Source organism: Brevundimonas sp. Leaf363 (assembly GCF_001424025.1).
GTDB lineage: Bacteria > Pseudomonadota > Alphaproteobacteria > Caulobacterales > Caulobacteraceae > Brevundimonas.
Genome location: NZ_LMPZ01000002.1, coordinates 1,261,100 through 1,273,010 on the forward strand (window position 1 = coordinate 1,261,100; position 11,911 = coordinate 1,273,010).

General features: G+C 68.3%; 16 protein-coding genes. All 16 read left to right on the top strand.

Annotated elements, in window-relative coordinates; genetic code table 11:
• Positions 1-44 precede the first annotated feature (44 nt).
• Complete coding sequence (locus tag ASG17_RS09325; RefSeq protein WP_056102193.1) at positions 45-836, top strand: class I SAM-dependent methyltransferase; 792 nt, start codon at positions 45-47, stop codon at positions 834-836.
• A gap of 25 nt (positions 837-861) precedes the next feature.
• Positions 862-1,617 (top strand): class I SAM-dependent methyltransferase, encoded by a 756-nt coding sequence (locus ASG17_RS09330; RefSeq protein ID WP_056102198.1) that lies wholly within the window; start codon positions 862-864, stop codon positions 1,615-1,617.
• Positions 1,618-1,634: 17 nt separating this feature from the next.
• The gene (mmsB, locus tag ASG17_RS09335; RefSeq protein WP_156367786.1) at positions 1,635-2,576 is read left to right on the top strand and encodes a 3-hydroxyisobutyrate dehydrogenase; all 942 of its coding nucleotides are present in this window, start codon (positions 1,635-1,637) and stop codon (positions 2,574-2,576) included.
• 180 nt (positions 2,577-2,756) lie between these two features.
• Positions 2,757-3,983, top strand: a complete 1,227-nt coding sequence (gene hemA / locus ASG17_RS09340) for a 5-aminolevulinate synthase (RefSeq protein ID WP_056102204.1) — start codon at positions 2,757-2,759, stop codon at positions 3,981-3,983.
• 38 nt (positions 3,984-4,021) lie between these two features.
• Positions 4,022-4,378, top strand: coding sequence for a DUF4160 domain-containing protein (locus ASG17_RS09345; protein WP_056102207.1), 357 nt, complete (start codon positions 4,022-4,024; stop codon positions 4,376-4,378).
• 2 nt (positions 4,379-4,380) lie between these two features.
• On the top strand, positions 4,381-4,563 hold the full coding sequence (locus ASG17_RS09350) for a hypothetical protein (RefSeq protein WP_056102209.1): 183 nt from the start codon (positions 4,381-4,383) through the stop codon (positions 4,561-4,563).
• A 72-nt stretch (positions 4,564-4,635) separates the two neighbouring features.
• Complete coding sequence (glyA, locus tag ASG17_RS09355; RefSeq protein WP_056102211.1) at positions 4,636-5,919, top strand: serine hydroxymethyltransferase; 1,284 nt, start codon at positions 4,636-4,638, stop codon at positions 5,917-5,919.
• 7 nt (positions 5,920-5,926) lie between these two features.
• On the top strand, positions 5,927-6,385 hold the full coding sequence (gene nrdR, locus ASG17_RS09360) for a transcriptional regulator NrdR (protein WP_056102215.1): 459 nt from the start codon (positions 5,927-5,929) through the stop codon (positions 6,383-6,385).
• A complete protein-coding gene (locus tag ASG17_RS09365; RefSeq protein ID WP_056102218.1) occupies positions 6,385-7,122 on the top strand; it encodes a RibD family protein in 738 nt (245 codons plus the stop codon). The genes nrdR and ASG17_RS09365 overlap by 1 nt, the downstream gene beginning before the upstream one ends.
• On the top strand, positions 7,122-7,715 hold the full coding sequence (locus tag ASG17_RS09370; protein WP_056102220.1) for a riboflavin synthase: 594 nt from the start codon (positions 7,122-7,124) through the stop codon (positions 7,713-7,715). Before ASG17_RS09365 ends, ASG17_RS09370 begins: the two co-directional genes overlap by 1 nt.
• The gene (gene ribB, locus ASG17_RS09375) at positions 7,712-8,848 is read left to right on the top strand and encodes a 3,4-dihydroxy-2-butanone-4-phosphate synthase (RefSeq protein ID WP_056102223.1); all 1,137 of its coding nucleotides are present in this window, start codon (positions 7,712-7,714) and stop codon (positions 8,846-8,848) included. The genes ASG17_RS09370 and ribB overlap by 4 nt, the downstream gene beginning before the upstream one ends.
• Entirely contained in the window at positions 8,845-9,306 is a 462-nt protein-coding gene (gene ribH, locus ASG17_RS09380; protein ID WP_056102224.1) for a 6,7-dimethyl-8-ribityllumazine synthase, read from the top strand. The genes ribB and ribH overlap by 4 nt, the downstream gene beginning before the upstream one ends.
• Positions 9,303-9,827, top strand: a complete 525-nt coding sequence (gene nusB / locus ASG17_RS09385; protein WP_056102228.1) for a transcription antitermination factor NusB — start codon at positions 9,303-9,305, stop codon at positions 9,825-9,827. Before ribH ends, nusB begins: the two co-directional genes overlap by 4 nt.
• 6 nt (positions 9,828-9,833) lie before the next feature.
• Entirely contained in the window at positions 9,834-10,814 is a 981-nt protein-coding gene (thiL, locus tag ASG17_RS09390; protein ID WP_056102232.1) for a thiamine-phosphate kinase, read from the top strand.
• Positions 10,815-10,858: 44 nt separating this feature from the next.
• On the top strand, positions 10,859-11,287 hold the full coding sequence (locus ASG17_RS09395; protein WP_056102235.1) for a hypothetical protein: 429 nt from the start codon (positions 10,859-10,861) through the stop codon (positions 11,285-11,287).
• A gap of 65 nt (positions 11,288-11,352) precedes the next feature.
• A complete protein-coding gene (locus ASG17_RS09400) occupies positions 11,353-11,820 on the top strand; it encodes a hypothetical protein (RefSeq protein ID WP_056102237.1) in 468 nt (155 codons plus the stop codon).
• Positions 11,821-11,911 lie beyond the last annotated feature (91 nt).

Below are 11,911 nucleotides of genomic sequence, written 5' to 3' on the forward strand. Positions count from 1 at the left end.
CAGGCGCCGGGCGAGCGTAGCTGTCGCATCCCCTGGAGCTACCCATGATCAAGCCGCTCGTCGCCGCCGCCGCTCTCGCCCTGGCCGTCGGCCTGGGAGGTTGTGTCATCATCGCCGATGACGGAGGCGACAGCGACGTGGTCAACATCGCCGCGCCCGCCACCGACTACGCGGCGCTCTACGCCTCGGCCGTCTCGGATAGCCGCCGCCTGCCGGACGAGGTGGCGCGCGACCCGCTGCGCAAGCCCGCGGAGATGCTGGCCTTCATGGACCTGGAGCCCGGCGACGCCATCGCCGACATCCGGCCGGAGGAGGGCTATTTCACCCGCCTGTTCGCGCCGGTCGTGGGCCCGTCGGGTCATGTCTACGCCTTCGTGCCGAACCAGACGTCGGAGCGCGAGAACGCCTACGGCGACACCTTGGCGGCCACATTCCCGAACGTCAGCCGCCAGACCGGCAAGCTGGAGGAGATGGCCTTCGACCGTCCGCTGGACGTCGTCTTCATGGGCCAGGAATACCACGACTTCGTCATCGACCGGTTCGGCGTCGATGTGCCGGCGATGAACGCGGCGGTGTTCGCGGCGCTGAAGCCGGGCGGCCTCTACGTCATTCTGGATCACCAGTCGGCGCCGGGTGCGGGCATCACCCAGGTCGGCACCCTGCACCGCATCGAAGCCTCGGCTCTGCGCGCCCAGATCGAGGCGGCGGGCTTCATCTTCGACGGCGAGACCGACGCGGTCGCCAACCCCGCCGACGACCACAGCCTGTCGGTCTTCGACGCCGCCATCCGCGGCCGCACGGACCAGTTCGTCTATCGTTTTAGGAAGCCCGCCTAGAGGCTTGAACCCAAGGGAGATCGCCATGCGTCGCGCACTCGTTCTGGCCCTCGCGGTCGGTCTCGTCTTCACCACCGGCGCGGCCGCGCACCAGGCCGCCGATCCCGGCGCGGCCTATGCGTCCGTGCTGGCCGACCCGATCCGCACCGATGCGGACCGCGAACGTGACGCCGCGCGTCACACTGCCGAGACCCTGGCCTTTGCGCAGGTGAAGCCGGGCCAGAAGATCGCCGACATGATCATCGGCGGCGGCTACTTCACCCGCGCCTTCTCCGCCGCCGTCGGACCGCAGGGACACGTCACGGCCTGGCAGCCGGACGAGTTCGTCGGCTTCCAGGCCAGCTACGGCGAGGCGGTCACCGCCGCCGACGCTTTGGCCAATGTCGATGGCGTCTCTTCGCCCATCGGCGCGCCCGCGTTTCCCGCCGGACTGGACCTGATCTTCACGGCCCAGAACTACCACGACCTGCACCTGAAGCCGTTCGCGGCGGACACCGCCACCAAGGTCAATGCGGCGGCCTTCGCGGCCCTGAAGCCGGGCGGCCTCTACGTCATCATTGACCACTATGCGGTGGCCGGTTCGGGGCTTGAGGCCGCCGACAGCCTGCACCGGATCGACATCGAGTCGGTTAAGTCGGAGGTCGAGGCGGCGGGATTCGTTCTGGACGGCTCCAGCGACCTGCTGGCCAACGCCGCCGATCCGCGCACGGCGCTGGTGTTCGATCCCGCGATCCGGGGCCACACCAGTCAGTTCATGTTGCGGTTCAAGAAGCCGACTTAAGGCCACGCTGGCGTCTGATCCGACCCCGGTCTAACCCTCGATCAACATCGAGGAGACGCGCCGTGACCAAGATCGCCTTCATCGGCCTGGGCAATATGGGCGGCGGCATGGCCGCCAATCAGGCCAAGGCGGGCCATGCGGTCAGGGCCTTCGATCTGTCCGCGACGGCGCTGGATAAAGCCAAGGCCGCCGGCTGCATCCCCGTCGATTCGGTCGTCGAGGCCGTGCGCGACGCCGAGGTGGTCATCACCATGCTGCCCGCCGGCCCGCATGTGCGCGGCGTGTATGTCGACAGCATCATCGGCGCGGCGCCGTCGACGGCCCTTCTGATCGACTGCTCCACCATCGACGTCGACAGCGCCCGCGCCGTGGCGAACCAGGCGCGTGAGGCGGGCTATCGCTTCGCCGACGCTCCCGTTTCGGGGGGTACGGCGGCGGCCGAAGCCGGGACCCTGGCCTTCATGGTCGGCTGCGACGCGCGCGATTTCGCCGATGTCGAAGCGGCGCTCGAGCCCATGAGCCGCATCACCATCCGCGCCGGCGATCACGGGGCAGGGCAGGCGGCCAAGATCTGCAACAACATGCTGCTGGGAATCAGCATGCTGGGTACCTGCGAAGCCATCGCCCTGGCCGAACGGCTGGGACTGGACCCGGAGCGCTTCTTCGAGATCGCGTCCAAGTCCTCGGGCCAGTGCTGGAGCGTCAGCAGCTACTACCCCTGGCCCGGCCCGGTCCCGACCGCCCCGTCCAACCGCGACTACCAAGGCGGCTTTGCCACGGCGATGATGCTGAAGGACTTGAAGCTGGCGCAGGAGGCGGCGGCCAAGGCGGGCGCGACCACCCCGCTCGGGGCCCAGGCCGAGGCCATGTACGCCCTGTTCGACCGGCTGGGCCACGGCGGGCGAGACTTCTCGGCCATGCTGCAGTTGATGCGCGGCAAGCTCGATGAACTGGCTTGACCGCGAGCGGATCGTGACGGGCATCGTCCATGCGGGCGATCCCCGAACAAGCACACGATCTCTCCTGAGAATCGTTATCAATTAGCAGGTTGCGGCGTTTTACCGCCGTCTTGCGGTGGACTTGCCCGGACCTTAAGCGCACATAGCGCGCGAAGAAAACCAGCCGGGTCTCGCGCCGCCTTGTTCGACTATTCCGCCGCTTTCGACGCCGCCGTCACCCAGGTGAAGGACGAGGGACGCTACCGCGTCTTCGCCGACCTGAAGCGCGTGCGCGGTCAGTTCCCCAAGGCGATCCGTCGCCGCGAGGACGGCTCGGAGCAGGACGTCATCGTCTGGTGCTCGAACGACTACCTCGGCATGGGCCAGCATCCGGCCGTTCTGGACGCCATGCAGGCCGAGATCGAGGCCGTTGGCGCTGGCGCTGGCGGCACGCGCAACATCTCGGGCACCACCCGTTCCGCCGTCGATCTGGAGGCCGAGCTGGCCGAATGGCACGCCAAGGAAGCGGCGCTGCTGTTCACCTCGGGCTATGTGGCCAATGAGGCGACACTGACGACGCTGCAGCGCATCCTGCCGGGCCTGATCGTCTTTTCCGACAGCCTGAACCACGCCTCGATGATCGCCGGCATCCGCAACGGCGGCTGCGAGCGGCACATCTACGCTCACAACGACCTGGTGCATCTGGAGGCCTTGCTGGCCGCCGCCCCGGTCGATGCGCCCAAGTTGATCGCCTTCGAGAGCGTCTATTCGATGGACGGCGACATCGCTGACCTGAAGGGCACGATCGCCCTGGCGCACAAGTACGGCGCGATGACCTATCTGGACGAAGTCCACGCGGTCGGCCTCTACGGCGCGCGCGGCGCCGGCGTGGCCGAACGCGACGGCGTTCAGGACCAGATCGACATCATCGAGTGCACCCTGGGCAAAGCCATCGGCGTGATGGGCGGCTACATCGCCGCCTCGACCGCCATCGTCGATGCAATCCGCAGCTGGGCCGCGGGCTTCATCTTCACCACAAGCCTGCCGCCGGCCCTGACCGCCGGAGCCTTGGCCTCGGTGCGCTGGCTCAAGACCCACCCGGAGCTGCGCGAGGCCCATCAGGAACGCGCCGCCACCCTGAAGCAGCGCTTCGCCGCCGCCGGCATCCCTGTCCTGCCCAGCGTCAGCCACATCGTGCCGGTGCACGTCGGCGACCCGGTGCACTGCAAGATGATCTCGGACATGCTGCTGGAGAACCACGGCGTCTACGTCCAGCCGATCAACTATCCGACCGTCCCCAAGGGGACCGAGCGCCTGCGCTTCACCCCCTCGCCGAACCACACCGACGCCATGATGGACGATCTGGTCAAGGCGATGGACCGGCTCTGGACGCATTGCAACGTCGCCCGGATGCCCGCCGCAGCCTGACGCTTCGGCCGCGCGACGTTTCATGGTAGATTTCGCCCATGAACGCCCATCAGCCCATCCAGCAGGCACCATCCGAGGAGATTGATCTTTTCGAGATGTCGAACCTGTATCCCAAGCACACAGGGCTGCCGATGACGGTCTGGGTGGGCGTGAAGGGCGGAGCGCGGCACGACGTGCGCGTAAAGGTCTGTCGCACACACGGCAACCACATGGACATCCACGACACCGCGGTCGTCAGCGTTCGTCCGACGCCGGAGCTGATCGATGGGCCCCTTCGCGCCGCTGATTTGAAGGTCGTGCAGGCTTGGATCGCGCTGAATGCCGACGCGATCATCGGTCACTGGGATGGCGAGCTGGACTCGATGGACCTGGGCCTCGCCCTCAAGAAGGTCTGATCGTGTCCAACGATCTCGGTGAGGTCATCATCGAGCGCACGCGCAACGGCCCCTATCTCAAGGTTTCGGCCATCCATGTCGCCACCGGCAAGGAGGTCAGCGCCATGGGATCTGTGCACGGGCCCACTGCCGTGGAGCGGGTCGCTGTGGCCAAGCTGCGTCGCGCTCTGGGTCTGGCAAGCTGAACGACCACTAGATGTTGTGGTGGCACCCCGCCGGGACTAGATAGGGCGCCTTCCGACCGACCGGGGACGCTCGTGACCGCCTACACCCACGCCGACTATTTTTCGCGCTCTCTTGCCGAGGCCGATCCGGATGTCTTCAACGGCATCCAGGGCGAGCTGGGCCGCCAGAAGGAGCAGGTCGAACTGATCGCCTCCGAGAACATCGTCTCCAAGGCGGTGCTTGAGGCGCAAGGCTCGGTCCTGACGAACAAATACGCGGAAGGCTATCCTGGTCGCCGCTACTACGGCGGCTGCGAGTATGTCGACATCACCGAGGATCTGGCCCGCGAGCGCGCCAAGGAACTGTTCGGCGCGGCCTTCGCCAACGTGCAGCCGCACTCGGGCGCCCAAGCCAACCAGGCGGTCTTCTTCACCCTGCTGCAGCCTGGCGACACCTTCCTGGGCATGGACCTGGCGTGCGGCGGCCACCTGACCCACGGCTCGCCCGCCAACCAGTCGGGCAAGTGGTTCCGCCCCGTGACCTACAAGGTCACCGAAGACACCCATCTGATCGACTACGACCACGTCGCCGAGATGGCCGAGCGTGAGAAGCCCAAGCTGATCCTGGCCGGCGCCAGCGCCTATAGCCGTCACATCGACTTCAAGCGCTTCCGCGAGATCGCCGACAGCGTCGGCGCCTATCTGATGGTCGACATGGCCCACTATGCGGGCCTGATCGCCGGCGGCGCCTATCCGGACCCGGTGCCCCATGCCGACGTCGTCACCACCACGACGCACAAGACCCTGCGCGGCCCCCGCGGCGGCATGATTCTGTCGCGCGACGCCGACCTGGGCAAGAAGATCAACTCGGCGGTCTTCCCCGGCCTGCAGGGCGGCCCGTTGGAACACGTCATCGCCGCCAAGGCCGTGGCCTTCGGCGAGGCGCTCAAGCCCGAGTTCAAGCTCTACGCCCAGCAGGTCGTCAAGAACGCCCAGGCCCTCTCGGCCGTGCTGCTGGAACGCGGCCTGGCCATCGTCTCGGGCGGCACCGACAGCCACCTGATGCTGGTCGACCTGCGGCCCAAGGGCGTTACCGGCAAGGCCACCGAGCATGAGCTCGAGAAGGCGCTGATGACCTGCAACAAGAACGGCGTGCCGTTCGACACCGCGCCGTTCACCATCACCTCGGGCGTCCGCCTGGGCACTCCGGCCGGCACGACGCGGGGTTTCGGCGTCGGGGAGTTCCAGCAGATCGGTCACTGGATCGCCGACGTCGTCTCGTCGATGAACGGCGGCGACGAGGCCGATCCGGCCGTGGTGGCCGAGGTCGCCGGTCAGGTGCGGGCGCTGACCGGCCGCTTCCCGATCTACGGATGATGCGCCGATGAAGTGCCCCTTCTGCGGCAACGCCGACACCCAGGTGAAGGATAGCCGGCCGTCGGACGACGGTTCGGCCATCCGTCGCCGTCGGTCGTGCCCGCAGTGTGCCGGGCGCTTCACCACTTTCGAGCGGGTGCAGCTGCGCGAGCTGGTCATCGTCAAGCGCAACGGCCGCCGCACGCCCTTCGACCGCGACAAGCTGGAACGCTCGCTGAACGTCGCCCTGCGCAAACGTCCGGTGCAGGCCGAACAGGTCGAACAGCTGGTCAGCCGCATCACTCGCCAGCTGGAAAGCCAGGGCGAGACCGAAATCCCGTCCAGCGTCGTCGGCGACTTCATCATGAAGGCGCTGAAGTCGGTCGATGAGGTCGCCTACGTGCGCTACGCTTCGGTCTACAAGGACTTCCGCCACACCGGCGACTTCGCGCGCTTCCTCGGCGACGAGGGGCTGGACGAGGGCTGATGCGCCCGCGCGTCACCCTGAAGGTCGCGACCTCGCTCGACGGCCGGATCGCGACAGCGAGTGGCGAGAGCCAATGGATCACCGGCGAGGCGGCGCGGGCGCAAGGCCATCGGCTGCGGGCCGAGCACGCGGCCATTCTGGTCGGCGTTCAGACGGTGTTGGCGGATGATCCCGAACTGACGGTTCGTCTCCTCCCCGTCGGAGATGGGGAGGTGGCTCGGACTTTGGCCGAGACGGAGGGGCGATCCCACGCGCAACGCCTGCACAGCCCCTCCACCGCTTCGCGGTCCCCCTCCCCATCAGAGATGGGGAGGAAAGCGCAGCCCCTCCGCGTCGTTCTCGACAGCACCCTTCGAACTCCGCCCTCGGCCAAGATCGCGTCCGCCAACACCCTGATCTTCTGCACCGTGCCGCCGCGCCACATCGGCGCCGCCGAGGTCGCGCAGACGCGTACCGAATCCGGTCGTCCCGCCCCAGACGCCGTCCTGCACGAACTCGACCATCGCGGCGTCTCATCCGTCCTGATCGAGGGCGGCGGCCAGGTCGCGGCGTCCTTCCTCCGCGCCGGCCTCGTGGACCGCATCGAGTGGTTCCGCGCCCCGATCCTGCTGGGCGGGGAGGGGCGGCCGTGCGTCGCCGCGCTGGCCCTCGCCAGCCTTTCCGACGCCCCGCGCTTCCGGCGCCTTGCGGTCGAGCCCCTCGGTGACGACCTGTGGGAGCGTTACGAGAGGCTCTGATGTTCACGGGTATTGTCACCGATATTGGACGGGTGCGATCGGTCGCCGAGACCAACCGCGACCGGCGCTATGAAATCCAGACCGCCTGGGACACGTCCGGCCTCGATCTGGGCGCCTCGGTCAGCCATGCGGGCGTCTGCCTGACCGTCACCGAGACCGGCCCCGGCTGGTTCGCGGTCGAGGTCTCGGGCGAGACCCTGTCGAAGACAACCCTGGGCGCGTGGAAGGCCGGCGACGGCGTCAATCTGGAGCGGGCGGCGAAGCTGGGCGACGAGATGGGCGGCCATGTCGTTTCGGGCCATGTCGACGGCCTGGGGCGCATCGTGTCCATCACGCCCGAGGGCGGCTCCCACCGCATCGCGGTCGAGGCCCCGGCGCCCCTGCACCGCTACATCGCCGCCAAGGGCTCGATAACGGTGGACGGCGTGTCCCTGACGGTGAACACGGTCGAGGGCCGTGTCTTCGGCCTGAACATCATCCCTCACACCTGGGATCACACCACGCTCGGCCGCCTGAAAGTCGGTGATCCGGTCAATCTGGAGATCGACATGCTGGCGCGATACCTCGCGCGGTGGCAGGAGACCGCGTCATGACCGTCGCCGCCTACAGCCTGGACAGCCCGATCAGCCCGATCGAGGACATCGTCGAGGACGCCCGCAACGGGCGACCCTACATCCTGATCGACGCCGAGGACCGGGAGAACGAGGGGGACATCATCATCCCCGCCCAGTTCGCCACGCCCGACCAGATCAACTTCATGGCTCGCTATGCGCGCGGCCTGATCTGCCTGGCCATGACGTCGGAGCGCGCGCGCCAGCTGCGCCTGCCGCCCATGGCGGTGGAAAACCGCACCAGCATGGCCACGGCTTTCACCGTCTCCATCGAGGCGCGCGAGGGCGTCACCACGGGCATCAGCGCCGCGGACCGCGCTCGCACGGTTCAGGTCGCCGTCGATCCGTCGAAGGGCGCGGACGACATCGTCTCGCCCGGTCACGTCTTTCCGCTGGTCGCGCGCGACGGCGGCGTCCTTGTCCGTACCGGCCACACCGAGGCGGCCGTCGACATCAGCCGCATGGCCGGCCTGACGCCCGCCGGTGTGATCTGCGAGATCATGAACGACGACGGCACCATGGCGCGCCTGCCGGACCTGGTCGGCTTCGCCCAGAAGCACGGCGTCAAGATCGGCACCATCGCCGATCTGATCGCCTATCGCCGCCGCACCGAACGCTTCGTCGAGCGCATTCTGGAGACGCCGTTCGACACCGTCCACGGCGAGGGCTTCAACCTGAAGCTCTACCGCAACACCATCGAGGGCGCCGAGCACGTCGCCCTGGTGAAGGGGCGGATCGAGGCGGGCCGCCCGACGCTGGTGCGGATGCACCAGATCGACTTCGCCGCCGACGTCCTGGGTCACGCCGAGGCGCGCCAGTCCTTCGTACCGCGTGCGCTGAAGGCGCTGGAGGCGTTCGACGGGCCCGGCGTGGCGGTCTTCCTGCGCGACCCTGCGCACAGCCTGATCGAGCGGCTGGCGGGCGGCGATCGCCCCGCCGCCTCGGCCGACCGCGCCCTGAAGGCCTACGGTGTGGGCGCTCAGATCCTGCTGGATCTCGGCGTCCGCGACATGATCGTCATGAGCTCCACGCGGCCGGAGCCGACGGCGCTGGAAGGCTATGACCTGCGCATCGTCGGCTGGCGTGACATGGACGGAGAAGACCCATCCCTTTGACCGATCAAACGCGCGTCCTCGTCGTCGAGGCGCGGTTCTATGACGACCTGGCCGACGCCCTGCTGGAAGGCGCGAAAGAGACGCTGCGTGCGCAGAACGTGGCGTTCGACGTGGTGACGGTGCCGGGCGCGCTGGAGATTCCGCCCGCCATCGCCCTGGCCGAGGAAGCCGGCCGCTATCCGACCGCGCCGCGCTACGACGGCTATGTCGCGCTGGGCACGGTGATCCGGGGCGAGACCTATCATTTCGAGATCGTCGCGGATCAGTCCGCCGCCGGCATCATGCGTCTGGGCCTGAACGGCCTGTGCATCGGCAACGGCATCCTGACGACCGAAGACGACGATCAGGCCTGGACCCGTGCGCGGCTCAGCGAGGGCGACAAGGGCGGCGGCGCAGCGCGTGCATGCCTGGAGCTCATTGCGCTGCGGCGCCGGTTGCGGGTAGGCCTCGGCGGATGACCGAACCGAACAGCGTCGCGGCCGTGATGGCCCAACTGGCGGAGGCGCAGGCCGCCCGCGCCGAACCCAGCCTGACCTCGCGCCAGCGCCGCGCGCGCACGATCGCGCGCCTGGCGGCCGTCCAGGCCCTCTATCAGATGGAGCTGGCCGGCGAGGGCGTCGAGACCGTCATCACCGAGTTCCAGACCCATCGCTTCGACGCCGACATCGAGGGCGAGGCCCTGGCCGAGGCGGACGAGGATTACTTCGGCGAGATCGTGCGCGGCGTCATCACCAGCCAGCGCGCCATCGACACTGCCGTCACCAAGCGCCTGGCCTCGGGCTGGCGGCTGGAGCGCCTCGACGCCACGCTGCGCGCCCTGCTGCGCTGTGGCGCGTGGGAGCTGATGGAACAGCCGGCCACGCCGAAGGAAGTGGTGCTGGACGAATACGTCGAACTGGCCAAGGCCTTCTTCGATGAAGCCGAGGCGCGCTTCGTCAACGCCGCGCTGGACGGGGTCGCACGCGACGCGCGAGGCTGATCCGGCGTGGCTGAGCCGGCCGGCGAGTTCGAAACCATCGACAGCCTGCTGAAGCCGCTGGCACATGCCGAGTGGGCGAGGGGGCTGGCTGACGACGTCGCCGTCATCACGCCGCGCCCTGGCTTCGAACTGGTCGTCACCAAGGACACGATCGTCGAGGGCGTCCACTTTCTGCCCGACGACCCGTGGGACACGGTCGCCCAGAAGCTGCTGCGCGTAAACCTGTCGGACCTGGCCGCCAAGGGCGCCGAGCCGTTCGGCTATCTGATGAGCTGCGCCTGGTCCGGCCGCTGCGGCTGGGTCGAGCGGCAGGCGTTCGCGCAAGGTCTCGCGGTCGATCAGGCCGCGTTCGGCGTTCGCCTGCTGGGCGGCGACACGGTCGCCACGCCCGGTCCCGCGACCTTCTCCGCCACCCTGATGGGCTGGGCCAAAGGGCGCGTGCCCGCCCGCTCCGGCGCGCAAGCGGGAGACGCCGTCTTCGTCACCGGCCACATCGGGGACGGATGGCTGGGGCTGCAGGCGGCGCGCGGCCTGCTGGATCTGGAGGCCGACCGCATCGCCACCCTGGTCGAGCACTATCGCCGCCCCATGCCTCGCCTGGACTTCGCCTCGGTCGTCGCCCAGTTCGCCAGCGCCAGCCTGGATGTCTCCGACGGTCTGATCGCCGATGTCGGCCACATCGCCGCCGCCAGCGGCAAGGGCGTCGAGCTCAATCTCGACGTCCTGCCTCTGTCCGGCGCGGGCCAGGCCTGGTTCGACACGCGCGTGGACGACGCCGCCGCCCTGATCGCCCTGGCCACCGGCGGCGACGACTACGAGATCGCTTTCACCGCCGCCCCCAAGCACGAGGACGCCCTGCGCCGCGAGGCCGAGCGCCGCCACCTGCGCCTGACCCGCATCGGCGAGGTCCGCACCGGGGCCGGCCTGACCATCACTCACGCCGGCCGCGCCCTGACGCCACTCAAGGGCGGATGGACGCACGACTGATCCAAAGCAACGGAATCTCAACCGCACAGCCTCATCCTGCGGTCATGAACCGTCGCAAGCTCTTCGCCTTCGCCGCTGTCGCCGCCGCCGGGGCGGCCACGCCCGCGCTCGCCAGTGGCGGAGGCGGCGGTCAGGCCGAGGCGCCCGCGCTGAACATCGCCGGCGTCGGTCTGCCGGTCATCGACGGCGGCCGCCTGCGCAACTACGTCTTCGTCTCGCTGCGTCTGCACCTGGGCGCCGGCAAGACGCCTCAGGACATGCGGGACAAGGAACCCTTCCTGCGCGACGCCCTGGTCCGCGCCGCTCACCGCACGCCCTTCACCGTGCCCGGCAGCTGGACCCAGCTGAGCCCGCAGGCCCTGTCGGCCAGCCTGATCCAGTCGGCCAACACCATCGCCGGCCGCGGCTCGGTCGCGCGCGTCGAGATCATCACCCAGAGCCCCCGCCGCCAGGTCCAGCCCCCGCGCGCCTGACGCTGCTTTTCATCTGCAATCCGGCTAAGTTTGGTCGCGTGATGTCCTTGCCAGAGAAGCGCCTCATGTCGACGGAAAGGCGCACGCTGGCGACCTTCTCGGTCGTGAAGCTGCTGGTAATCATCTTATTCTTCGCTGGAGTGTCTGCGGCGCTGCTCGCTCTGCGCGACGTTCCCTACCAAGGCCGCCGATACTCAGCTCAGTCGGCTGCGACGATCATCAACCTGCTGCTGTTCGTTATTGCGATTTACGCCCCGATTCTGATCACCAAGTTGCTGTTTGCCGTGAGGCGGCAGTCGGCTGTTTTCGTGGAGGACGGAATCCTCCGTGCCTTCCCGTGGGGTGTCCGGGCCACGCCATTGGCAGACATCGCCTCTGTTCACGATGAGCAAACCAACGTCTGGACCGGCAATGTCGTGATTGTTTTGAGGGATGGTCGGAGGATGCAATTCGCGACGCGCGAGTATGCGATCCAGGCCGACGATCTGGCTCGCGACATCAATGTGACCCTGTCCGCTCCCACCCAGCTCTAGCGGAACGCTGTTGCGCGTCATCGCGGCTTGCGGCACGGTCCCCCGGCATTCCCCGAGACGCGACTTTGCGTCTGATGCGTACGGGGGGGAC